Origin of the sequence: Halomicrococcus pelagicus, assembly GCF_051917725.1 — an archaeon.
In the GTDB taxonomy this organism is placed as follows: domain Archaea; phylum Halobacteriota; class Halobacteria; order Halobacteriales; family Haladaptataceae; genus Halomicrococcus.
On record NZ_JBQBLX010000004.1, the window covers coordinates 147,854 to 171,653 of the forward strand.

A 23,800-nucleotide genomic window follows, 5' to 3' on the forward strand; every position below is an offset into this window, starting at 1 on the left:
TGTTTCCGAGTGGCATCGCTGCCTGCGGTCTCGAGAACCTCGACAGAAAGTGATTAATATGACAAGGCTGAGCGCTCGAGACTCGATTTGCAGCAGTTTCCGCTCACCAGTCCGTCCGAAATCCCGCATCATAGATTCTCTGTAGCCGTCGTAGTCTCGACTCCCGATACCCACCCAGAAGTTGCGACTGGTTCACTCAATGCAGAGCGAAACGTACGTCACTGTGACAGGCCACTCCCGATTTTATTATATGATATATGTTATCTAATGACGCACGACTGTGCTTAACCGACACATATAAGAAATTGACCAGTGTTGACTCACTCAGTTCCCTCTTATGACCCACTTGGCTGCACGTCCGTTCATTCCTCTCGTTGCAGTCGTCGCAACTGCATAGCGACGGCCGGATAGCAGCAGCACCCGGGTCGCCTCACTTCACTACGGGTTCCGTAGTCGCACTTACTCACCATGAACACCAACACAAATGCAGACCGCCATCGGGTCTCTGGTCGCCAACGATCAGACACTCTCTGGACGCCGAATCGATTCGCCCCACGAGCCAGCACCAGTCGATAGACTATCAGTAGTCCTCTCTCTTGCCGCCCGGACCCACAGCTGTAATCTCTGCAGCGATGGAAATTCGCTCGCGTTCGCTGACAACCTACTGACGTATTTCTCGTTGGGGAGGTGGCCATGAGCCAGCAACAGGACGCAGTGGCCACTGCGGACACAAATAAATCGTCTCCCTGGAACAACCGGGATTTTCTCCGTCTGTTGTTCGGGCGGTTCGTCACGAACGCTGGCGATAGCCTCTACACGATTGCTGGCACATGGCTCGTATACGACCTCACGGGGTCGAGTTTCTATACGGGTCTCGCCGGAGCGTTGCTTCTCTTGCCGCCAGCACTTCAGTTCGTCTCTGGACCCCTCGTCGACCGATGGCCGCTTATCCGGACCCTCGTCTGGACACAGCTAATCCAGGCCGTTCTCATTCTATCGATACCTGTTGCGGCCTACTTCAATCGTCTCACTGTCGAGCTAGTTCTGCTGACGATCCCTCTCCTCTCGTTTCTGAATCAGTTCGTGTATCCAGCTCAGAACGCGGCGCTTCCTCGAATCGTCGATAAGAGCCAGTTGACTCGTGCCAACTCCGCGTTCTCGTTCGCCAATCAGGGAACGAACATGGTGTTCGATGCACTCGGTGGTGTCCTCATTGCTCTGATCGGAGCGGTCTCGCTGTTCGTTCTCGATTCGATCACGTTCGTCGTCGCAGTTCTCTCGTTCACCGGTGTTACCGTTCCCGAGCGGTCCGATGCGACCGACGAAACGGCTGCAATCGACGTCTCCGGATATCTATCTGACCTCCGAGATGGAGTGCAGTGGCTTCGAGGGACAGTGTTTACCGAAATGATGCTCACCACAGCGGTCACCAACTTCGGCACCGGTGTGATGCTCGCTGTTCTCCCAGGGTTCGCAGCTGCTCGTGGTGGCTCGATACTCTATGGTGCCTTACTCGGGGCAATCGGGGCCGGGGGGCTCACCGGCGCGCTGGTCGCCTCCCGACTGACCCACATCAGGTATGGCTCGATCCGAATCGTCGGACTCGGAATCGGATTCGTCATGTGGATCGTCGCGGTCTACTCACCGTGGCCGGCACTGACGGTCGTTTTGTTTGCTCTGACAGGAGTTCCGATGGGTGTCACGAACGTGATGGGCCAGACGCTCATACAGACGGTCACCCCCGATGATCTCCTTGGCAGGGTCACATCTGTTGACGCGAGCGTAGCAACTCTCACGGTGCCGTTCGGGTCGCTCCTCGGTGGAATTGCAGGGAGCACCTTCGGGGTCGTTCCGACGATGGCAGTCGCTGCGTTCAGCTTTGCGTTCGTCAGTCTCTACTTCAGCCTCCGACCTCGCTTACGCCGCCTACCAGCAGTTGACAATATTAAAGAAGAGAAGTTTGTCCGCCGCGAGACGGCTCCATCGCCGGCGAATAGCTCCGAGTAGGCCAGTGCACATCCTATCTCTTACTTGGTTCGAGGAGGGGCTCTATGACCAGACCGTCGAGTGAGTGGAGAACAGATTGTTGTATTAGCACGAACCGGACCCTCACGGCTTCGTCGAGAACGGCTTCGGTCGTCAATTCAGTCGAAGTCGCGCATCACAGCCCCGCAATGCGGGCTGTAGTCTCGACTTCCAAAACCCGCCGATTTCCTATAGCATTATGAGATTTATCACCGGGTATCCCCGACGCCTTCTTGCGGTTTTCGCCACTCAGCGCGTAACAAGCCCACTTCCGCTTAGACCTATAACCGGAAGTGACCCACCCCCGGTACCCCGTTCTCGATCTATGCGGAGTCCGTAGTGCTGTTCGAGCGTCTCTTCATCGTGGACGGCATCTCCTGCTCGGCGGTCAGAAAGCTCCCCGAGGCTATCTTGTTGGCCATAGAGGACGAGGGTGTCGCCCGGTTTCGTCTCCGTTTCTGGCTGGGGTGCCGATGTACGAGTCCTCTCGCCGAATACCGAGTATCAACACCCTTCTGCTGGCAGATTTAGTTCGGCTACTGTTCCACCGCTAGCGAGTGAAGGCAGTCTCAGACGACTATTCTCGACGCAACGAGCGCGGATGCGGTTTTAGCGAGAAATTCCCAGAACTGCGACGTCGTACTCTGCAATATCACTCGTCGAGTCCAGGAGAATCGCTTCAAATCGCCATTGTGTCCCCGCATCGATTTCGCCAGTTCTATCCAAATAGCGACCGAGCTGGGCTCCGTTCGCATCGTACACACGGACACGGACTTCAGCTAACTCTACCGACTCAGTCCCAGTATTCGAAACGACACCTTGGACCGTCGGCCCCTTGTAGCCGTCCTCGACGACGAACTCGTGGTCTTCCAACGTGAGTGAATCGAGTGGGCTGGCATTTTCGTTCGCCTCCGTAATAGCAAGCGCTTCCGCAGCGACCATCTGCTCTCCTGTCCGCTGATCACCGCCGGTTTGGTTTACTCGTCCCTCTTGGTACGTCGGTTCGTCCCGTATTCCGGTACAGCCACTCAGAACGGCTGTTGCACCTCCGCCACACAAGGTCAAGAAACGACGACGGGTCTTGTGATCTGAGCGGACCATCATCCTCGCTCGACCCTCTCACTATTACTGGGAAACGACACGGGAGAAGAGACGGACGGAAATCATTTGAATCTGGTCTCCGATCTCCGGAGGCACGTGGTAGTACTTTGGACTATGATTTCGAAGAGTAAAATAAGCCTTCTGGGAAATCTACTTTGGGTTATCAACTCGTACGTTCCCTATGGATTCTACGCAATCTGAACCGGCAGGGGAACCGCCCGACACGAACATGGAACGTCGGTCGGCGTTACGAAATCGGCTCCTCGAATGGGTGAAGGTAGATGGAGACCGGCTGTTCCTCACCATCGGCATTTCGGTAGGTGTCTTCGTACTTATTCTCGTCCTCAACTCCATCGGAGCAGTTGCGTTCACAAACGATAATTCAGTGACCCGGATGGCGAGTGGGATGATTGCAGGCACGTTCTCGCTCGTCACGCTCGTCGTCTCTGTCAACCAGCTGATTTTGTCTCAGGAGTTCTCTCCGGCGAGTGAACACCGCAACCGGTTCAGCGGCGTGATGGAGTTTCGACGAGATCTCGAAGAACAGACGGGCGTATCAACGGCTCCGGTAGAGCCGACACGAGTAGTCGAGGTGCTCGCAGAGGCTATCGGTGATCGAGCGAGTGAGCTGTCTGACTCAGTTGCAAACAGTACCGACGAGGAGTTCAGACAGCAGGTTACGCAGTACGCGAAAAGCGTCGAGGACAGCACCAAATGGATCGATGAAGCGTTCGATCAGTCCGATGTAGAGGCGTTCGATGCTCTCTCGGTAGCGGTCGAATATGCCGATGGTTGGCAGATTCACGTGGCCAGACGACTCCGTAACGACGCCTCGGAACTCACGGACGAGACGGCAGCGACGTTCGACGAGTTGATCGACACGATACGCTTGTTTAGCACGGCACAAGAGCATCTCAAAACGGTCTATCTTCAGCGCGAACTCGCAAAATTCTCGCAGTTGACTATCTACTGTGGAATTCCGGCAGTATTGTCATCGATCTCCATTGCACTCTTGTACGGCGACATCGGGGGTGCGACGATTAGCACCAGATTCCTTCCGTACGTGACGTCGTTGCTCGTGACTATCGTTCTCGTTCCCCTCGTACTGCTCGCTGTGTTCATCCTGCGGACTGCAACCGTAACTCGGCGGACTTCGACAGTTGGACCGCTGCTCCTACAGCGGCCCTCCAATGAAAAATCGGTCCAAGTTACAATCAACGATACTGATTAAAGTAGGAACGGATAAAACGAAAATAGACGGATAACCTCGATGTCTGCATAGTTAACCCAACGAGCCCCGTTGACCGCCTTGCCCGGTCTCACTGGCTCACGTGACGATGAGGAAGACGCGACCGGTCGTACTTCGAGTGACGGGTCTCAACCGGTGCAGTGCTCGATGGCTTGACGGACTGCTTCTGTTCGCCCGATGAACGTCAGATGGTCACCGTGCTCGATCGTATCCTCTGGATGAGGGAGTTGATTGACTTCGTCTCGACTGAGAAGTGCGAGGTGACAGTCTTCCGGGATGTCGATCATGAGCTCTGACACCGTCTTGCCGGCAATCGTATCTGTCGTGACTTCGACTTCCTGTACGTCGCCCGTTCGGCCTAACTCGGTCATCCAGCGGGAGATCGCGGGTCGCTCGATCACGTTGTCCATCGACCACGCGACGGACATGCCGGCCGAGATTGCTTCGACGTCGAGATCTTCGAACGCGTCGACGTTGCCTGGCTGATTCACGCGGGCCACCACGGTCTCGACGTCGAACGTGTTCTTGGCGAGTTGGGCAATCAGAAGGTTGACATCGTCTTCGCCTGTCGCCGCCGCTACTACCTTCGCGTTCCCGGCCCCCACGGCCTCCAAAACGTCCTGACTGGCGCCGTCATCGTGTCGAACGGAAAACCCGTCCGCCCTGAGCCCTTCGACGGCCTGCTCGTCGTTGTCGATGATCACAACGTCCTCATCGCGTTCCTCGAGCCGTTCGGCAAGCGCTCGCCCGACGCGTCCGCCGCCGATGATGATCGTCCGCATCGGAATCACGTCCAGTGCCTGTGCGAGGTGACGTGCCAGGCCCCCTTCAAAGACCACGGTCACGAATATCACGAGGAAGACCGTCCCGACGAGCGTCGTCGCAACTTGCGGGTTCTGGGGCTGTATTTCCAGCGCGAACAGGGTTGCGACGCTGGCCGGGATGATTCCTCGCGGGCCGATTGCGCTGACGTAGAGCCGTTCGTTCAGTGTCAGGCTACCTCCACGGGTGCAGAGCATAACGAGGGCGGGACGAATCACGCCGGCGACTGCGATGACCACGATTACTCCCCCGATTCCGAGCGCGAGTAAGTCCCCGAGAGAGAGAAGTGAGGCGAGGGTAATGAAGATGAATGCGATCACGAGGAGTGTGATATCTCCCTTGAATCGTTCGACTGCATCTCGATACGGCAAGTCGGTGTTTCCGAGGATGAATCCACCTGCCGCGACGGCGGCGATGCCTGCTTCCGAGGCGATCTGTTCGGCCCCACCGTACATGACGAGGGATGCGATGAGGACGATCAACCGTGCGTTCTGTGGTGCGTTCTCGACAGAGAGCCTCACGTGGTGTAGGAGATACCAGACGATGCCCGCGACGATGCTCCCGACAAGAACACCGACTCCGAACCGCACCCCGAATTCGCGGACGAGCGTCGGGAGTCCGCGAGTCTCCAGCAGAACGTATTCGAACATCACGATGGAAAGAATCGCAGCCGTGACGTCGTTGACGACGCCTTCGGTTTCGAGCGTGGTGGCGACGCGGTTACGCACGGGGACGACGTTCGTGATGGGCGTGATGACCGTCGGTCCGGTCGCTACCAGGAGCGACCCGACCAAGAGCGCCACGTCCCATGGAGCGTCGAGTGCATATCGCACGGCGATGGCCGTTCCAGCGAGAGAGATGACTGCGCCGAGGGTGACGAGGCGGAGCGTCTCCCTCGGAGATTCGCGCAGATGCTCCAAATGGAGATGGAAGGCTCCTTCGAAGACGATGATTGCGACGCTGAGCCCAACAATCGCCGGAAGTGCCTCACCGAAGATATTCGGTGTGATGATGCCGAGTCCCTCCGGTCCCACAGCGACGCCTGCGAGGATGAGGAGCATCACGCTCGGAACACGGAACCGGTCCGAGATGACTTGAGCAGCGACTCCCAGTCCCAAGATCGTAACGACGACCGTGATCAACTCGACTGTAGCGGCCACGGGTTTGGGTCCGTTCTCGGATTACCGCATACAATCGGTAAACCTCTATGACCATTTTCGAGCAGTCCATCGTCCGAAGAAGCGAGCGGTGTTCCAGTAGCAGCCCCCCGGTTTCTTAGTTGTAGTCACCGACGTAGTCCGTCGTTTGCATGTGGATGGACTAGGCGTGGGCAGGAGACTCGAGACGGGTCGGATCCGTGTTCGCTCTTTCCCCTGCTTCTCACGGTGTTCCTGCATCCGTCGGTACAGGCGTCTCGTTTCGCCGGGTTCGTCGAAGATCACGGTCGCTTCGGACGGTGGCTCGTCGTCCGATACCTTTGCCGTGGAACCTCTCTATCGAACTGTCATCAGACCATCGGCTTTCGCACTTCTGTAACTGGTTTCAGTTACGAAACGGACAACATGAAACTATTGGCGGTTACTTATTAGTGTCGAAATAGACACCTTCTCTATGCTCCGATGGCTCGCTTCTCGCTCTCCTCGCCAGGCCCGGTTACGAGCGATTACCAAGACGCTGTGTTATCGGCTTTTCATGCTGTTGATTACAGTCACCGTTGCATGGCTCGTCGTCGGGAACGTCGGCGATGCGCTCGATATCGGTGTCGTCACCAACGTCGTAAAAACAGTGACCTACTACGCCTACGAGAGGCTCTGGGACCACATCGCGTGGGGAATTTCGTCCACCGACTGAACTTTCCGGAGATAGGTAGACGCTCTGTCGCCAATTTCCCACTGTCGTTCGCGCGTCGACCGTTAGCGCGCTCGATTCCGACGTTCGGATAGATTTGCCGTCGAACCAATATCTCTACGAAGCTACTCTAACGATACGTTCGGTAAGAATTTCTTCTCCCCTTCAACCACGTCAGTAGCATTCATACGTGTCCCTCGCTATCAGTTTCTATGCGGGAAACGTTGCCCGACAACGAGCCATCGTTACAGGAGGGTGAGTTCGCTTTTACCGAGTGGCTGCTGTTTCGCGGGCACCGGCTTCTGATTGCAGGTTTAGTGCTCGGGCTGATATGGGCGTTGAGCATCTTTCTGATCCAGTTTAACGTTCTCGAAGTCGGTCCGTCGAGTTCGATGCCCACACTACTTGGTGGCATCATCGCCGGCCAGCTGACGCTTTTTACGGTGACGCTTTCCATCAATCAACTCATCCTCTCGCGAATGTTCGCTTCTCCAACCGAAATCAACAGACGGCTACGGGGAACGATCGATTTCCGCCAGCAGGTACGAGACGTCACGGACGACCCGAGGCCGCCGGTGAATCCACGGGAGTTCCTGGCGGTGATCGCGCGCGCACTTCACGCGCGCGCGGAGGAACATCGTCGAAAGTGCCGACACGGTCGATCCAAAACACCACGAGGCGATCGAAGAGTGCGCGGCATCGCTTCAGAACTACTCGAAGGCTATAGAGGACCTCGTAAAGGACGAGCGGACGGAAACCCTCTACATCGTATCAGAGCTTTCACAAGAAACGTACGTGCAAAATACAGTAGCTGTGGAACAGCTTCGGACCGAGCTGAGCGCTCTTCCCGAACGTATTTCGGCGATACTGGAGGACGTTTCGACGATACTCGAGGCAGTGCCCGTCGCCCGGCAGTATTTCAAGACCCTGACTATCCAGCAGCAACTCGCCAGCCTCTCGCGGTACATCGTTTACACTGGCATCCCGTCGATTCTCATAGCGATACTGCTGCTCCTTTTCTACACTTCGGGTGGGGGAGTCAAAGTTCCGGAACCGTACATTCGGCCGGTAGCGGCGTTGACCATCCCGATAATCATGACCCCGAGCGTTCTTCTCGGCGTGTACGTCCTCCCCCTGGCTGTCGTGGCCGAGCGTACGGTCGCAACCGGCCCGTTCCTTCTGGCGGAGTAGGCTCTCCGTTTCGCTGTCGCCCGACCACGTCGTCGAGTACTTCGAGGCCCATCCAGCGGGGCTACCTGACCACTGGACTAACGAGCGCTGGGCGGTGACGTCACGTTCAGTTACGGTCGTAGCGAACCCACTGGGCCCCTGCCCACCGGGAGCGGATTTCGCCGCTCCAGCGACGCAGTAGCTTCCGATCGGCGATTTTCCCCTCTCGCCGGGCCGCCGGCACCTGTGAATCGTCAACTTCCACCGACCGAAAACCGGCGATGGTGTGTACTTTTCCGTCTCGGGTCGTTACTCACCGGCGATGAGATTCCCGGACGAAGACCCCGGTCGCGCGGTCGGTCCCGACACCGCCGGTTCGCCGTGTATCGAGGATACGCGCCGGTCGGTGATGTCGCCGTGATGCCGTGGGGCCACGCCGCCTTCGGCTACGTCCTGTACTCGCTCGGCCATCGGCTCGTGACAGGCGACCCGCCCGCGGGTCCTGCGGTCGTCGTCGCGTTGCTGTTCGGAACGCAGTTGCCGGACCTCGTCGACAAGCCGCTCTCGTGGGGGCTCGGCCTCTTTCCGCAGGGGTACTCGGTGGCGCACTCGATACTCGTCGCCGTCCCGGTCGGTCTGGGCGTCCTCGCCCTGACGGCTTCTCGGAGCAGATTCGACGTGGGCGTCGCGTTCACCGCCGGTTACTGGTCGCACCTCCTCGGCGACGCGATTCTGGCGGTGCCCAAGCGCGGTATCTCGCCGCTCGACCGACTCCTCTGGCCCGTCGTCACGCTTCCACCGTACGGCCACGAGACGACGCTGTTCGGTCGAATCGACCGCATCTTCGGCGAGTTCTTCCAGTCCGTACTGACCACGAAGCATCTGCTCTTTCTCGCCCTCTACTCGGTGCCGTACCTGCTGGCGTTCGCGCTCTGGCTCGTCGACGGTGCGCCCGGTATCGCGCACGTTCGGCGGACGGACAGCGGACAGTAGCCGGCCGCCGCTCGTCTCCGGCCGACCACACGGACGACTCCGGTGGGTCGCCGACGCGGAGTCGGTCGGCTAGGCCCGCGTCGCGGGCGAACGGAGAGAGAACGAGCCTGGGTTCGCGTCGCAGCCGCTAGCCGTTCCACGTCCAACAAAAGACGAGTACGTCGACGGGCGGGGTTAGCTACCGCCGCCACCGCCCTCGTTGGTCGTGGTGGTGGTCGTCTCACCGGGCGTCGTGGTGGTCGTACCGCCGCCACCGCCGCCACCGCCGCCGCCCCCGCCGCCTCCGCCGCCCTGACGGCTGATCGACGTGCTGACGAGGCTGAGTTGGCTGCTGAACACGTTCGCGTTCGTCCCGAACTGGAACTGGTTGTCGGTGGTGAGCGACGCGCGGGTGAACAGGTACGTGGCTCCCGCCGCCCTGTCGTTCTGGCCAGTCGTAGGCCGGATGACGTAGGCGTTGTAGTCGTCGGGCTGGCTGATCTCCGGCACCGTATTGCCGTTTGGGAGCGCGAGCAGGGTCACCGTGATGTCCTGTGGCAGCTGGGCGATTACCCGGAACGACTGGCCCGGCTGATAGTCGTCGAAGTACGTCAGCGCGTCCTGTTGCTGCTGTGCGCCGGCCGTGTTCAATCCCGAGACGCCGAGCGCGACCGCGCCGGTCGCCAGCGCCCCCTTCTTGAGGAACTCGCGTCTCGATCCGTCCGCCGGTTCGTCGGTCGTCTGTTCGCTGGTCGGTCGTTCTTTCTCCATGGTCAACACCCCATCTGGTGCGCTGAACCTACGACGATTCCATCTATAAATGTGGTATATAGTGAAAGTCGCCGGCCGCGTATAAGACCGTACAACTGGTTCTGTATCCCACGTTTCGATGCAGTAACGGACTGTACTCCCCGGTAACGTGGTATTGTGACGGACCGGCCGGAGCGTCGGCCGGATGCGACGGAACGTGGTCGAACGGACGGGGATGGTCGGTGCAACCGCTGCAGCGCCCGCCGGACGCGGCGAGTTGGCCTCCTCGACGGTTACTCGTCGTACCGGGTCAGGTGGTCGACCTCGCCCGGATCGACGTCGTCGAAGGCGTCCCTGGCGACGACGCGTTTGTGGACCTCGTCGGCACCGTCGACGATGCGGAACTGGCGGACGTTCTCGTAGAAGTCGGCGAGCGGGAGGTCCTTGCCGATGCCGTTGCCGCCGCACATCTGGACCGCGGTGTCGATGACGTCCTGGACGACGTTCGCGGTGAAGACCTTGCTCGTCGCCACCTCGACGCGGGCCTCCTCGCCGGCCGCGATGCGGTCGGCGGCGTGACGAACCGTGGTGCGGGCGGCGTGCAACCGGATTTCGGCGTCCGCGACCTCGAACCTGAGCGCCTGCTTCTCGGCGAGCGCTCCGTCGAACGCCGTCCGCTCGCTGGCGTAGGCTTTCGCCACGTCGAGCGCGCGCTCGGCCATCCCGGAGTAGCGCATGCAGTGGGTCAACCGTGCGGGCCCGAGTCGCTGCTGGGCGATGGCGAAGCCAGCGTTCTCGTCACCGAGCAGGTTCTCCTCCGGCACGCGAACGTCGTCGAACCGGATTTCGGCGTGGCTCAACCCCGTCACGCCACCGCCGACGTGGGGGATGTCCCGCTCGACGTGCACGCCGGGCGTGTCCGCGGGCACGAGGATAATGGAGCAGCCCTCGTAGGGGTGGGCGTCCTGGTCGGTTCGGGCCATCACCAGCAGGACGTCGGCGTCGCTGCCCTGCGTCGTCCACCACTTGTGGCCGTCGATCACCCACTCGTCGCCGTCCTTCTCGGCGGTCGTCCGTATCATCTTGGGGTCCGAGCCCGCTCCCGGGGCCGGTTCGGTCATCGCGAACCCCGATTTGGCCTCGCCCTCGGCCAGCGGCTCGAGCCAGCGCTCCTTCTGGTCGTCGGTGCCGACCAGCTCCAGCGTGTGCATATTGCCCTCGTCGGGCGCGTCGACGCGAATGGCCGCGGGACCGAGCAGGCTCCGTCCGGCCGCCTCGAACACCGGGAGCATCTCGCGATACCCCATCCCCATGCCGCCGTACTCCTCCGGAACCTGTGGTGCGTACAACTCGCGGTCGCGCGCCTCCTCCCGGAGCCTCGAGACGGTATCGTCCGAGACGGGTCCCTCGCCGAGGGTCTCCCGCTCGACGGGGACGACCTCCTCGTCGACGAAGGTCCTGACGCGCTCGGCGACCGCCTGCGCTCGCGTCGGGTCGTCGTACTTCATACGTCACACTCTCCGCAGTTCCGCAAAAGGGTTTCTCCGGTTCCGGCGACCCAAGTACTATGCCGACCTTCCACGTACCTCGAACTCGAATCGGGTGCGACGACGACGGGCCGATGCGAACGGACGACCGGTTCCACGGTGCCGGTCCCGGGCCCGTACGGTCGCCCCGCAGAACGCCGACACGACACTCATGACCGAGGACGAACGCGACTACTTCGACCGACTCGTCGACGAGGCGACGCTCCGCGACTACCTCGCGGACCGGCTGGGCGATCCCGGGGAGTTCGCCGTCCGCCATCACGCGGAGGGCCACTCCAACGAGACGCTGTTCGTGACCTGGGGCGACCGCGACCTCGTCGTTCGCCGCCCGCCGCCGGGCGAGACCGCCGAGACGGCCCACGACGTGCTCCGGGAGTACCGGGTGATGGACGCCCTCCAGGACACCGCCGTCCCCGTCCCGCCGACCGTGCTCGCCTGCGAGGATCACTCGGTCGTCGGGAGCGACTTCTACGTGATGGACCGCGTCGAGGGCGACGTGCTGCGGGACGCCGAACCCGACCGGTTCGCCACGCCCGACGCCCGCCGCCGCGTCGGCGAGCAACTGGTCGACACGCTCGCGGCCATCCACTCGCTCGACTACGAGGCGGTCGGTCTCGGGGAGTTCGGTCGGCCCGCCGGGTACACCGACCGCCAGGTCGACCGCTGGACGAAGCAACTGGAGTGGGCGTTCGAGCGAACCGCCGAGGAACGCACTGTCCCGGTGCTGGAGGAGGTCGGCGACTGGCTTGCGGAGAACCGACCGCCCGACCACGAGCACGCGCTGGTCCACGGCGACTACAAGCTCGACAACGTGATGTTCGCGCCCGGGACGCCGCCCGAACTGGTGGCGGTCTTCGACTGGGAGATGGCGACGCTCGGCGACCCGCTGGCGGACCTCGGCTGGATGCTGTCGTACTGGCGCGACCCCGGCGACCCCGCGCCCGCCACCCCCGAACTGACGGCCACCTTCATGGAGGCGGACGCGTACCCGACCCGGAACGACCTCGTCGAGCGGTACGAGGACGCGACCGGCATCGAGTACGACCACGACCGGTTCTACCGCGCGCTGGCGGTGTACAAGCTCGCCGCGCTCGGCGAGATGTTCTATCGCCGGTACCTGGAGGGCAACAGCGACGACCCGCTGTACCCGCGGATGGAGGACCGGGTACCCGCGCTCGCCGACCGTGCGAAACGTATCGTCGACGGCGACGAACCGCTGTAAGTTACGGTTCTCTCGGCCGTGCGCTCGCCGCCGAGGATTCCGCGGTCGTGGACCGCGTCGACGCCGAGACCACCCGGAGAACGGTGTGGGGCCGTTCGACCGCCTATCCGCGGTCGAACCGCCGCTCGACGCGGTCCGCGAACGACGCCCGGTCCACGACCGCGTGGTGCATCCGACCGGTCGCGACCGTCCCGCGCTCGTCCGCGACGGTCGCCGTCGAGACGAGCCTGTCGTCCGTCGCGTCGGTCTCCTCGACCTCGATGGCGACGGTGACCTCCTCGCCGGCGGGCGTCGGTGCGCGGTGGTCGCACTCGATTCGAACGCCGACGATGCGATGGCCGTCCGGCAACAGCGGCGTGACGCCGTCGCGCACCGTCCCCTCCATGCAGCCGATGAGCTCGGGCGTCGAACTCACCGCGACGCCGTCGGCGATGGTCTGGGGTTCGAACGCTCCGACCTCCCACGTCGACTCGTGTTCGAACCCTGCGTCGATTCCCGAGAGCAGGTCGTCGCGGTCCTCAGTCACGTCCGATCACGGTCGTCGGTTCACTCCGCCGGCTCTTCAACCTCCTGCTGTCGGAGTTCGAACTTCTGGACCTTGCCCGTCGTCGTGCGCGGAAGCTCGTCGACGAACGCCACCTCGCGCGGATGCTTGTACTCCGCGAGGTTGTCGAGGCAGAACTGCTTGAGTTCCTCCGCCGTGACGTCGGCGTCCGGTGCTCGCACGACGAACGCCTTCACCGTCTCGCCCCGGCGGTCGTCCGGGATGCCGACGACGGCGGCGTCCGCGACCCCCTCGTGTTCGAAGAGGAGTTCCTCGACCTCGCGTGGGTAGACGTTGTACCCCGCGGTGTTGATCATGTGCGTCTTGCGGTCGACGACGTAGAAGAAGTCGTCCTCGTCCCAGTAGCCGAGGTCGCCGGTGTGGAACCAGCGGTCGCCCTCGGCATCGGTGAACACGTCCTCGTTGGCGTCCGGCAGGCCGGCGTAGCCCTTCATCACGTTCGGGCCGGCGACGACCAGTTCGCCCGTGATTTCGTCGAGGTCGACCTCGTCCTCGTCGACCGGGCCCTCCTCCACCCGGGGCTGCTCCTCGAAGTCGTCGTCGACGATCTTCGCCTTCACGTCGGGGAGCGGTTTCCCGATGCTGCCGACCCGGCGGCCCGCGTCGGGGCTGTTGAAGTGCGTGACGGGACTGGTCTCGGTCAGCCCGTACCCCTCGTAGATGGTCACGTCGTACAGCTCTTCGAACCGTCGCAGGACTTCGATGGGGATGCCGGAGCCGCCGACGCCCGCCAGACGGAGCGACGAGAGGTCGAACGTCTCGGCGTCCGGCTGGTTGATGACGTCGTTGTACATCGCGGGGACGCCGTGCATCAGCGTCAGTTCCTCGTCCTGGATGAGCGAGACGGCCTGCTGGGCGTCCCACTGCGGAAGCGGATAGTACGCGCCGCCGTTGAACAGCGTCGCGTTCATGACGACGGTCATGCCGTAGATGTGGAACAGCGGCAGGACGCCGAGCTGTTTGTCGTCGGGTCTGATTCCCTCGGGGACGAGGTCGGCCGCGACGCTGGCGTTCGAGGCGAGGTTGCGGTGTGTCAGCTGTACGCCCTTCGGCTGGCCGGTCGTGCCGCTGGTGTACGGTTGAACTGCGACGTCGTCGTCTGCGCGGTCAACGACCGCGGGATCGTCGTCGCCGAGGAACGCCTCGAACTCGCCCTCGCCGACGGCGACGACGTGTTCGACGGCGGTGTCGTCCTCGACCTCCTCGACGAAGGGGACGAGGTCGGCCAGCGTGACGACGACCTTCGCCTCGCTGTCGGCGAGCAGGTGCCGTATCTCGCGGGACTTGTACTGGGGGTTCATCGGGACGACGACGCCGCCGGCGCGGAGCGTGCCGTGGAACGCGGTGACGAACTGCGGCAGGTTCGGCAGGTACACCGCCACCCGGTCGCCCTCCTCGACACCGTGGTCGTCGAGTCCGGCCGCGAACTGGCCGGCCCGCGCCCAGAACTGCTCGTAGGTGACGTCCTGGCCGTCGTAGGAGACTGCCACTTCGTCGGGGTGGTCGGCCGCGACCGACCGGATATTCGTGACAAGATTTGTCATGTGGTTAGATATCACTCGCCTTCCTTCTAAAGCGTTACTCCGGAATCCATCGACTTCGCGCGCCTGCCGGAATCGTTCGGAACGCGTACCTGCCCGGGCATCGACGGCGCGGGACGACCGGCCGGTGACAGGGCCCGGGCGACGGTCAGCCGCCGAGGTAGGCGTCGCGGATGTACTCGTCGCCGCGCAGCGTCGCCGGCGTCCCCTCGCGCTCGATGCGGCCGTTCTCCAGCAGGTAGATGCGGTCGGCGTGGTCTATCGCGAACGTCACGTTCTGCTCGCACAGCAGCACGGTCACCCCGGCGTCCCGAATCTGCTCGATGCCGTCGCTGATGTCCTCGACCACGACCGGAGCGAGGCCGAGCGTCGGTTCGTCGAGCAACAGGAGGTCCGGGTCGCTCATCAGCGCGCGGCCGACGGCGAGCATCTGCTGTTCGCCGCCGCTCAGCGTGCGGGCGTTCTGGCCCGTCCGGTCCGCCAGCGTCGGGAACAGCTCGTAGACGAACTCGCGTCGAGCGTCGACGTCGTTCCGGTGGCGGTACGTCCCGAGGTCGAGGTTGTCGGCCACGCTCATGTGACCGAACAGGTCCCGGGTCTCGGTGCAGTGTATCAGCCCGTCGGCGACCAGTTTGCTCGCTCGCGCGTCGGCGACCTCTCGGCCGCGGTACGTGACGCTCCCCTCGTAGGGGAGGTGGCCGCTGACCGCGTCGGCGAGCGTCGACTTGCCCGCGCCGTTCGGCCCGATGACGCCGACTATCTCGCCGGCCTGCACATGGAGGTCGACGCCGCGGAGCGCGGCGACCTCGCCGTAGGAGACGCGGAGGTCCTCGACGCGCAGGACCGGGTCGCTCCCGTCGTCGGTCGTCGCCGCCGAGTCGACGCTCACGCCGACCCGCCTCCGAGGTAGGCCTCGCGAACGCGAGCGTCCCGCCTGATCTCGTCGGGGGGACCCGTCGCTATCTTCGAGCCGAACTGGATGACGACCGCGCGGTCGATGAGCGAGAGGAGGCCGCGCATGTTGTGGTCGACGACCACGAGCGTCACGCCGTCGTCGCGGAACGACGACAGAAGCGCCGAGACGTCCTCGACCTCCCGGCTGGAGAGGCCGGCGAACGGCTCGTCGACCAGCAGCAGGTCGGGGTCGGTCGCGAGGGCGCGGCCGAGTTCGAGCCGCAGCAGGCCCGCGTGGGGCAACTCGTCCGGTCGCTGGGTCAGTCGGTCGCCGAGACCGACGCGCTCGCAGATGGCGGCCGCTCGCGTTCGGGTCTCGCCGCGGAGCCCCGAGAGGGACGCGATCCTGTCCGGGACGAGCGCGAGCGCGACGTTCCGCACGACCGACCGGTCCCGGAACGGCCGGAACGACTGGAACGTCCGGGCCATCCCGCGCTTGACCATCTCGTGGACCGGCTCGCCGGTCACGTCCTCGCCGCCGTACCACACCGTCCCGGCGGTCGGCGGGTACGTCCCCATCACGCAGTCGAACGTCGTCGACTTGCCCGCGCCGTTCGGCCCGATGAGCCCCAGTATCTCGCCGTCGGCGACGGCGAAGGAGAGGTCGTCGACGGCCGTCAGTCCGCCGAACTGCTTCGTCAGTCCGTCGAGGACGAGGACGCCGTCGTCCGGGCCGTACTCCCCGGCGTCCGTCGCCGCCTGCTCGCGGCTCATCCGCTCCCTCCCGCGTCGCGGTCGTCGCCGTCTCTCCGTCCGTCGCCGTCTCCCTCTCGCGTCGGGACGCCGTCGTCTTCCGTCTCGCGCCGGGCGACCGGCGTCCGTTCGAGCGGAGCGGTACCGCCGTCCGGCACCGTCCGGTCCCCACCGGACACCAGCCGCCGACCGCTCCGGACGGCCCAGGGGACGATGCCGCGCGGCAGGAAGAACAGGAGCGCGAGCGTGACGAGCGCGAACAGGAAGAGGTCGAGTTCCGACAGCGGCGCGTCGAGCACCGGCACGGTCCAGGTGATCTGGCCGAGGTAGTCCCGCAGCAGGAAGTAGAACAGCCCGCCGACCGCCGCTCCGACGATGGTCCCCATCCCGCCGAGCACGCTGGCGACGATGACCTCGATGCTGACGGTGAGCACGAGCAACTGGCTGGGCTGGGGGTTGCCGACCGGCGTGTGGACGAACGCCGCCCCGGCGAGTCCGCCGACGGCGGCGCTCAGGACGAACGCGAATATCTTGAACCGGGCCGGGTTGAGCCCCACCGACGCGACCGCGTCCTCGTCCTCGCGGATGGCGGTGAACACGGACCCCGCGTCCGACCGCGTGACCGCGAGCAACAGGAGGAGGACGAACGCGAACAGTCCGAACGCCAGGTAGTAGTTGGCCGTTATCGCCGTCTGGAAGCTCTCGAACGCGAGCAGGTTCTCCGGGCTCGACAGCCCGAGTTCGCCGCCGAACGTCCCGCTGAACACGATGAACACCCGTAGCAGGATGAGCGGGGCGATGAGCGTCACGAGCGACAGGTACGGGCCTTCGAGCCGGAGCGCCGGCACGCCGACGACGACGCCGGCGACCGCGGCGGCGACCGTCCCACAGAGCACCGCGAGGACGGGGTCGACCCCCCACTCCAGGTTGAGGAGCGCCGAGGCGTACCCCCCGACGCCGAAGAAGAGACCGTGACCGAAGCTTATCTGGCCGGTGTACCCCGAGACGACGTCCCAGCTCATGGCGAAGATGGCGAAGTACAGCGCGCCCGTGAGCTTCAGGACCGTCAGCGGTTCGACGCCGAACGGGAGCACGCCGAGCCCCAGCAGTCCGACGACGCCGAGGCGGTGGCGGAGCGCGAGCGACGACGGGTCGAGCAAATCGCGGTACGTCGTCCGTTCGGTGGTGACGTCGTCCGTCATGGTCAGGCCTCCGCGAGTTCGCGGCCGAACAGCCCCTCGGGCTTGAACAGCAGCACGCCGACGAGGACGACGAGCGACGCGAGGCCGCTCAGGCTCGAATCGACGTACGACACCGTGAACACTTCGAGGAACCCGATGAGGTAGGCGCCGACGACGCTGCCGCGAATCGAGCCGATGCCCCCGAGTACGACGATGGAGAACGAGAGGATGAGCGGCCCCCGCCCCATCGTGTAGGTCGCCGTCCTGAACGACCCGAGGAAGACGCCGGCGATGCCGGCGAGCATCCCGGCCAGCAGCCACGTGTAGAGGTACATGCGGTCGCTCTCGATGCCGACGAGCGCCGCGCCCTTCGTGCTCATGCTCGTCGCGAGGACCGCCTTGCCCGTCCGGGTGTAGTGGACGCCGGCGACGAGCAGGCCGATGAGCACCCACGACAGGAGGAACGCCAGGGCCTGGTTCGCCTGGACGGTGTTCCCGGCGAGCGATAGCTGGCCCGACAGCAGCGACGGGAGCGCCTTCGGCTGGGTTCCCTCCAGCACGAGGAAGAACTGCTCGACGGCGATGGACGCCACGAGCGTCAGAATCATCACGGTTATCGGCTCGTCCTGCACCCAGCGAATCATCCCGGCGTACAGCGCGGCGCTGAACAGCCCCGCGACCAGCAACGCGGCTACCGCCCCGGCCCAGATGCCGAGTCCCACTGCCGTCGTGACGTAGAACGCCGTGAACGCGCCGATGGTGATGTTCGCCCCGTGAGCGAGGTTGAGGACCCCGCCGACGCCGAAAATCAGCGTGAAGCCGATGGCGACGAGCGCGTACAGCGCGCTTATCATGACGGCGTTTATCGTCACGTTGAGTGCGTCGACCATCGTTGCCGGGCTACACCCAGGGCGGCGACTCGTAGTCGGTCGTCTTCACGTCCTCTGGCCAGATGACCTCCTGTCTGCCCCCGCCGTCGGTCTCCTGCCACTGGAGCCAGACGGGCCAGGCGAACTCCGGCCCGTACTTCACGTCGTGCGGGAACTGCTGGTCCCGGCCGTAGTACTCCAGCGTCCCCGTCGTTCCCGTGTACGACGACTCCTCCAGGGCGGGGATGACGTCGTCCGGGTCGCGGCTCCCGGCCGACTGGACCGCGGCGGCGTACTGCTTGACGGCGTCGTACGTGATGTAGCCGGTGTAGACGGGGAACTGGCCGTACGCCTCCTGGTACGCGTTCGCGTACGGCACCGTCTTCTGCGTTATCTCGCTCGTCGGCGTCGCGGAGTTCTGGGTCACCGCGAACCGGGCGGCACCGTTGACGGATTGGTAGTAGGACGGCAACTGCATCGGAACGTGGATGCCGCCGAACCCGAACGGCCGCTGTTGTTTCGCCCACTGCACGAGCGCCGCCGTTCCGGTGTGCGCCATCACCACGTACGCCGCGTCGACGCCCGCGCTCTGAATCCTGTCGTAGATGGGCGAGAAGTTCTCCGTGTCGCTCGCGTACCGGGTGTTGATGGGGACGTCGACGCCCGTCTCGCCCAGCGCGCCCTCTAGCTCCTGCGATATCGGCTCCGTCCACTTGAAGTCCTCGGCGAGGACGGCGACGGAGTCCCAGCCCATCGAGTCGAAGTTCGCCTCCGCGAAATCGACCATGTTCCGGCCGAGGAACTGGGAGTTGACCGGTCCGGTCCGGAAGAAGTACTTGAACTGCTCGTAGTTCTCCGCGACCTGCCGGCTCGCCTCCGGCGTCGCCGCCCCCGTGCTGAGATGGAGGGTCCGTTGCTGGGCGATGCTCGACATGATGTTCAGCAGGACTTCGCTCGTGAACACGCCCGTGGTCAGGTCCACCTGCTCGCCGACCGTCAACTCCTGGTACTTTCGATTCCCGACCGAGGGGTCCTCTTGCGTGTCTTTGACGCTCACGTCGACAGTCGCGCCGCCGATGCCGCCGTTCTCGTTGATTTCCTCGGCGGCGAGTCTCGCGGAGTTCGCCATCGACGCGCCGATGGGATTCTGCCCAGGTTCCGGCGCGAGCACGCCGATGGTTATCGACCCCTGGTTCGCGGCGGCTCCGACGCGCCCCGCGAGTCCCGCTCCCGCGACCCCGACGCCGGCGGTCCGCAGGAATCGCCGCCTGTCGAGGTTCGTCTTCCGTTCCGCGGTGTCGTTCGCTTCGCCGACCGTTTCGGGCGACCGCTGGCCGTCGTGGCTGGTACCATCGTTCACCATTTTCCCGAATGGACTTCCAGAACTGACGACATAAGCGTGGGGGAAGATACCACTGCACTCGGGGGTTGTACTTTCCCGGACCTGCCGGACAGCGAGTGCCGGTCGACGACGTGTCTGTCACCTGTCGGTTCGACGCGGTGACGTGGCCCGGCCGACGAGTCGAACGGGCCATCTCCGGCGCGTCCGGTCGGTCCCGGTCTGGTCACCGGGCGGTTCGCGCGCGCCCGTTCGTCGACCGACGGGGCGGCGCTCTGCGGTGGGGTCGTCCGACTACGACCGTTCGAATCTGATGGCCCGCTGTAACACGTCGTCGAAGAAGGGTCCACCCGCGTATCGCACGGTTTCGTCGTCCCGTCGGAACTCGACGACGCCAGTGTCGTCGAGTTTCGGGAGGTGGTGGTGACGGAGCGAAATCAGTGCTCGTCGCTTCGACTGTACCGTCTCGCAGTTCTCCGTGAGCGCCTCGGCGACGGCGTCGATCGACAGCTCGTTTCCGTCTGCCGACCTGAGGCGATGGAGGACAGCGCGCCGTCGCGGGCTGGCGAGGAGGCCGAATACCGTGTCTATCGACATCTCGGATGCAGGAGGTTTCTCGGTTGGCATGTCGTGGGGTTTCGCTCGATGTGGTCGTTCGCTGTCTCTCTACCGTCGCACCGTCCGGTCGCCAACTACAGTACAGAACACAATGATAATATTTTAACATTGGGGTTCGGCGGGTCGGAGCACGGACCCCTCGATAGCCTGGAACGCTGGCGGACGTCGCGAGGAGGGCGGTCCCTGACGGTCCCGGGCGCTCTCGACGGACGAACGTCTACTACCCTGTCGGGACGACCGGCGACGTTCGACGCGGCGGTCAGTCCTCGTCGGACGGCAGGAGAAACTCCGGCGGAACGCCGTCGACGACGTCGACGTTCTCCCGGGGAATCGCCTTCAGCCGTTCCGGTCCCTCGCCGGCGTACTTGGCGATGAGCCATCCCGGCGTCCGAAGGTCGACTTCGTCGCAGGTGAGCGTGTCGCCGTCTTCGAGGACGATTTCGGGCATGGAGTGTACTGTTACTACGCCCGTCCTTAAAACTCTCTCCGTCCGAACCGGGGGTTTGGCCCACTCTTTGAAGGCGGATGGCGTCGACACCTGTTGGGGGAAATCAAATGACACCGGAAGAGAACAAGGAACTCGTTCGCCGCGACCCCGAAGAGATCTGGTCCGAAGGGAACGTCGACGTCGTCGACGAGATTTACGCCGAGGACTTCGTGCTCCACGACCCGTCGTCGCCCGACGGAACGCGCGGCCGCGAGGAGTACCGCGAGTACGTCGCGGCGTACCGCGACGCCTTTCCCGACGCCGACTACGCGGTCGAGGAACTGGTCGCCGAAGGAGACGCCGTGGCGATGCGGTACACGGCCCGGGGTACCCACGAGGGCGAACTGATGGGAATCGAACCGACGGGCGAGGAGGTGACGGTGACGGGGATGGAACTCTACCACGTCGACGACGGAAAGATAACCGAGATGTGGACGAACTACGACGCGCTCGGCGTGTTCCGCCAACTCGGCGTCGTTCCGTCGGCCGACGAACTCGCCGAGCAGGAAGACGACTGACCGGCATCGCCGCCCGGTCCGCGCGCCTCGCGTCGCGGCGACGCGTTCACGGGCCACCGGTCCGCAGTCCCCAGAGGTCGGAGAACGTGATGACCTCGACGCCGGACGTGCGGTCGACGTGCTCCAGCAGCGCCCGGTAGTCGGCGACGCTCATCGTGTTCTCGCTCGCGAAGTCGTGGAAGTTGAGGATGCCGGCGTTGCGGTGGGCGGCGACCCGGTCGACGAGGCGCTCGGCTATCGTCAGGTCGTGACCGATAGTTCGGGGGAGCACGAGCGGGTCGAACCCGTGGACGCCCGTCGTGTTGACGCTACCCGCCTGGTTCATCCCGCCCATGTGGTGGTAGCGGCCGACGACGTCCAGCGCCGTCGCGTCGTAGTTGTTCCCCGGGTAGACGACGAAGTCAGCGCCCTCGAACCCGTTGTCGACGAGCCACCGCTTGTTCCGCCGGAGGATGCCGTCGAGCGTCGATTCGGAGACCCGCGCGAACGGACGCTGGACGCTCCCGTGCGCCACTATCTCGTCGCCCGCGTCCCGTCGCTCCCGCAGTTGGTCGACCGACATGAACAGCTTCGACCCCGCGTCGTCGGGATGGGGCGGCTGGGTCAACACCGCCGGGAAGCCGTACTCGTCGTGCACGGACGCGGCGTTCCGATAGTAGCTCCGCTTGCCGTCGTCCCAGCTGAAGATCACGTACCCCGTGTCGGGTTTCGGATGCACTCGCACGTCGTCCACCCACGCGACGACCCGCCGGTCGGAGGCGTTGTTCAACCGGAGACGGAGCCGCGTGACGGCGCTCCGGTCGAACCCGTCGTCCGCGACGTAGGTTCCAGGGCAGGTGCGGAACCAGCCGACGTCGGGAGCGTCCCACGTGATGGACCGGAGTTGCTGCTCGGCGGCGTTGCCGTCCGCGTCCAGCAACTGGACGAAGAACGCGACGCTGGCCGGCGTCGTCGTCCGGAGGGCGACGGAGACGTCCGCGTCCGAGAGGTCGCGCTGCGGAAGCGACCGCTCGACGACGGCGTGACCGCCGCCGTCGCCGACCAGTTTCGCGCTCTTCGTCCCGACGAACGCGTGCCCGGGGTCCGGTCGCATCGACCCCCGGCGCACGCGCCACGCGTCCGGGTCTTCCATCGCGTCGAGGCTCTCCCCGGGCGACCGGTACCGCTGGCGACTCCTGTACGCCGTCCGGAGCGACGGGTCGTCGTCGGTCGGCGTCGTCTCTCTCGCTGGCGTCGTCCGCGGACGCGTCTCCTCGTCGGTGGTCGTCGCCGTCTCCCGCGTGGTCGTCACTCCGCCGGCTCCCTCCGGCGAGTCGTTCACGCAGCCGGCGACCGAACCGGCGACCGCAGCGCCGGCGAAGCGGAGGAAGCGACGACGGGCGACGCGTCCGCCGTCCGTTCTACCGCCCTGCATGACCGGTCCTCGGAGCGACGACGCCGTCGCGGTCCGGCTCGCCCCGGACGTTTCGGTGGCGCTCGCGGAACAGTTTTGTCGATCGACCCGTCGATTCGTCTCTCTCCGACATCGTAACTTTCCGCCCGATCCACTTCCAATTAGTTACGACCCGGCTGAATCCACACAATCATCGCTTACTGCCGTTCGAGACCCTGGCGGGCGACAAGCGCCGCCCCGGAACGGCGGCGATGACTCTGCCGGACGGGGTCAGCCGGTGAACTCGTCGTACGAGATGGCTCCCCGTTCGACGATGGCGTCGCTCGCCGGCACGTCGCCGTCGGATGGCGTGCTTCCCTCCGCGGGCCCGCCGGGTTCGCCGACGACGAGGCGGCCGACCATTCCCAGCGTCTTGTGCGGGAGACAGAAGTAGTCGTACGTGCCCGGCGTCTGGAAGGTGTGGTCGAACGACGCGCCCTGTTCGCTGAGAACCCCGCTGTCCCACGGTTCGGCCCCCTCGGGAATCCGCGTGGTTTCCGCCGCGTCGAGACTGCTCGCGTAGGCCACCGAGGAGTGAGCACCCGAATCGATGACGAACGAGATGGTCTCGCCCGGTTCCACGAAGAGGCCGATGGGGTCGAAGTAGTAGTCGCTCCCCTGGGTCACCATGTCGACGCTGTTCGGCGCTCCCCCCGCTCCTCCGGTCCCGGTCGTCTGGGTGCCACCGGTCGCGTTCCCGCCTCCGGTGGTCGTTCCGCCGGTCGCGTTCCCGCCACCGTTCGTCGTCCCCCCGGACCTTGGTGCCTGGCATCCGGCGACGCTGGTCGTGACGGCGGCCCCGAAGGCCGCCAGAAACCCCCGTCTGTCCATGTCGCCCCATCGACGGCCACCTGTAAGTGAGTGTCGGGGCCGCTACCGTCGACGCGTCTCCGATAG

General features: G+C 64.2%; 21 protein-coding genes and 1 pseudogene. 7 read left to right on the forward strand and 15 right to left on the reverse strand.

What is annotated here, in order from left to right; translation table 11 throughout:
* The first annotated feature begins 693 nt into the window (after positions 1–693).
* Positions 694–2,007, forward strand: coding sequence for an MFS transporter (locus ACTF4R_RS12355; protein WP_440008181.1), 1,314 nt, complete (start codon positions 694–696; stop codon positions 2,005–2,007).
* A gap of 627 nt (positions 2,008–2,634) precedes the next feature.
* Here the strand turns inward: ACTF4R_RS12355 and ACTF4R_RS12360 are convergent.
* Positions 2,635–2,967, reverse strand: coding sequence for an FxLYD domain-containing protein (locus tag ACTF4R_RS12360; RefSeq protein WP_440008183.1), 333 nt, complete (start codon positions 2,965–2,967; stop codon positions 2,635–2,637).
* A 340-nt stretch (positions 2,968–3,307) separates the two neighbouring features.
* Here ACTF4R_RS12360 and ACTF4R_RS12365 point away from each other — a divergent pair, with 340 nt between their 5' ends.
* Positions 3,308–4,357: a DUF7972 family membrane protein gene (locus ACTF4R_RS12365; RefSeq protein WP_440008184.1), complete on the forward strand. Its 1,050-nt coding sequence runs from the start codon at positions 3,308–3,310 to the stop codon at positions 4,355–4,357.
* A 146-nt stretch (positions 4,358–4,503) separates the two neighbouring features.
* On the opposite strand, the gene ACTF4R_RS12370 is transcribed toward ACTF4R_RS12365, so the two are convergent.
* A complete protein-coding gene (locus tag ACTF4R_RS12370; RefSeq protein WP_440008185.1) occupies positions 4,504–6,357 on the reverse strand; it encodes a cation:proton antiporter domain-containing protein in 1,854 nt (617 codons plus the stop codon).
* A gap of 451 nt (positions 6,358–6,808) precedes the next feature.
* On the opposite strand from ACTF4R_RS12370, the gene ACTF4R_RS12375 reads away from it, so the two are divergent.
* The 3 genes and pseudogenes from ACTF4R_RS12375 to ACTF4R_RS12385 all read left to right on the forward strand — a co-directional run bounded on the left by ACTF4R_RS12375 (position 6,809) and on the right by ACTF4R_RS12385 (position 9,208).
* Positions 6,809–7,048: a DUF2061 domain-containing protein gene (locus ACTF4R_RS12375; protein ID WP_440008187.1), complete on the forward strand. Its 240-nt coding sequence runs from the start codon at positions 6,809–6,811 to the stop codon at positions 7,046–7,048.
* Between the two features lie 209 nt (positions 7,049–7,257).
* Positions 7,258–8,236, forward strand: a pseudogene (locus ACTF4R_RS21180) (DUF7972 family membrane protein).
* A 399-nt stretch (positions 8,237–8,635) separates the two neighbouring features.
* Positions 8,636–9,208 (forward strand): metal-dependent hydrolase, encoded by a 573-nt coding sequence (locus tag ACTF4R_RS12385; protein WP_440008190.1) that lies wholly within the window; start codon positions 8,636–8,638, stop codon positions 9,206–9,208.
* Positions 9,209–9,382: 174 nt separating this feature from the next.
* Here the strand turns inward: ACTF4R_RS12385 and ACTF4R_RS12390 are convergent, their stop codons facing one another.
* The gene (locus ACTF4R_RS12390; protein ID WP_440008191.1) at positions 9,383–9,958 is read right to left on the reverse strand and encodes a twin-arginine translocation signal domain-containing protein; all 576 of its coding nucleotides are present in this window, start codon (positions 9,956–9,958) and stop codon (positions 9,383–9,385) included.
* Between the two features lie 272 nt (positions 9,959–10,230).
* Positions 10,231–11,445: an acyl-CoA dehydrogenase family protein gene (locus tag ACTF4R_RS12395; RefSeq protein ID WP_440008192.1), complete on the reverse strand. Its 1,215-nt coding sequence runs from the start codon at positions 11,443–11,445 to the stop codon at positions 10,231–10,233.
* A gap of 190 nt (positions 11,446–11,635) precedes the next feature.
* Here ACTF4R_RS12395 and ACTF4R_RS12400 point away from each other — a divergent pair, with 190 nt between their 5' ends.
* On the forward strand, positions 11,636–12,706 hold the full coding sequence (locus tag ACTF4R_RS12400) for a phosphotransferase family protein (RefSeq protein WP_440008193.1): 1,071 nt from the start codon (positions 11,636–11,638) through the stop codon (positions 12,704–12,706).
* A 103-nt stretch (positions 12,707–12,809) separates the two neighbouring features.
* Here the strand turns inward: ACTF4R_RS12400 and ACTF4R_RS12405 are convergent, their stop codons facing one another.
* The 9 genes from ACTF4R_RS12405 to ACTF4R_RS12445 form a co-directional block, all read right to left on the reverse strand.
* Positions 12,810–13,232, reverse strand: a complete 423-nt coding sequence (locus ACTF4R_RS12405) for a thioesterase family protein (RefSeq protein ID WP_440008194.1) — start codon at positions 13,230–13,232, stop codon at positions 12,810–12,812.
* Between the two features lie 20 nt (positions 13,233–13,252).
* Positions 13,253–14,815, reverse strand: coding sequence for a long-chain-fatty-acid--CoA ligase (locus tag ACTF4R_RS12410; RefSeq protein WP_440008195.1), 1,563 nt, complete (start codon positions 14,813–14,815; stop codon positions 13,253–13,255).
* A gap of 145 nt (positions 14,816–14,960) precedes the next feature.
* Positions 14,961–15,701, reverse strand: coding sequence for an ABC transporter ATP-binding protein (locus ACTF4R_RS12415; protein WP_440008197.1), 741 nt, complete (start codon positions 15,699–15,701; stop codon positions 14,961–14,963).
* A complete protein-coding gene (locus ACTF4R_RS12420; protein WP_440008199.1) occupies positions 15,698–16,480 on the reverse strand; it encodes an ABC transporter ATP-binding protein in 783 nt (260 codons plus the stop codon). The genes ACTF4R_RS12415 and ACTF4R_RS12420 overlap by 4 nt, the downstream gene beginning before the upstream one ends.
* Positions 16,477–17,661, reverse strand: a complete 1,185-nt coding sequence (locus ACTF4R_RS12425) for a branched-chain amino acid ABC transporter permease (RefSeq protein ID WP_440008201.1) — start codon at positions 17,659–17,661, stop codon at positions 16,477–16,479. The genes ACTF4R_RS12420 and ACTF4R_RS12425 overlap by 4 nt, the downstream gene beginning before the upstream one ends.
* A gap of 2 nt (positions 17,662–17,663) precedes the next feature.
* Positions 17,664–18,530 (reverse strand): branched-chain amino acid ABC transporter permease, encoded by an 867-nt coding sequence (locus ACTF4R_RS12430; protein WP_440008202.1) that lies wholly within the window; start codon positions 18,528–18,530, stop codon positions 17,664–17,666.
* A gap of 10 nt (positions 18,531–18,540) precedes the next feature.
* Complete coding sequence (locus ACTF4R_RS12435; RefSeq protein WP_440008204.1) at positions 18,541–19,872, reverse strand: ABC transporter substrate-binding protein; 1,332 nt, start codon at positions 19,870–19,872, stop codon at positions 18,541–18,543.
* Between the two features lie 270 nt (positions 19,873–20,142).
* Positions 20,143–20,475, reverse strand: a complete 333-nt coding sequence (locus ACTF4R_RS12440; RefSeq protein ID WP_440008206.1) for a DUF7344 domain-containing protein — start codon at positions 20,473–20,475, stop codon at positions 20,143–20,145.
* Positions 20,476–20,725: 250 nt separating this feature from the next.
* Positions 20,726–20,914, reverse strand: a complete 189-nt coding sequence (locus tag ACTF4R_RS12445; RefSeq protein WP_113276420.1) for an SH3 domain-containing protein — start codon at positions 20,912–20,914, stop codon at positions 20,726–20,728.
* A gap of 107 nt (positions 20,915–21,021) precedes the next feature.
* On the opposite strand from ACTF4R_RS12445, the gene ACTF4R_RS12450 reads away from it, so the two are divergent.
* Positions 21,022–21,471, forward strand: coding sequence for an ester cyclase (locus ACTF4R_RS12450; protein WP_440008208.1), 450 nt, complete (start codon positions 21,022–21,024; stop codon positions 21,469–21,471).
* Between the two features lie 46 nt (positions 21,472–21,517).
* Here ACTF4R_RS12450 and ACTF4R_RS12455 read toward each other — a convergent pair whose 3' ends face one another.
* Positions 21,518–22,885 carry a polysaccharide deacetylase family protein gene (locus ACTF4R_RS12455; protein ID WP_440008210.1) on the reverse strand — a complete coding sequence of 456 codons (1,368 nt, stop codon included), beginning with the start codon at positions 22,883–22,885 and terminating at the stop codon, positions 21,518–21,520.
* 249 nt (positions 22,886–23,134) lie between these two features.
* A complete protein-coding gene (locus ACTF4R_RS12460) occupies positions 23,135–23,734 on the reverse strand; it encodes a plastocyanin/azurin family copper-binding protein (RefSeq protein WP_440008212.1) in 600 nt (199 codons plus the stop codon).
* Between the last annotated feature and the right edge of the window lie 66 nt (positions 23,735–23,800).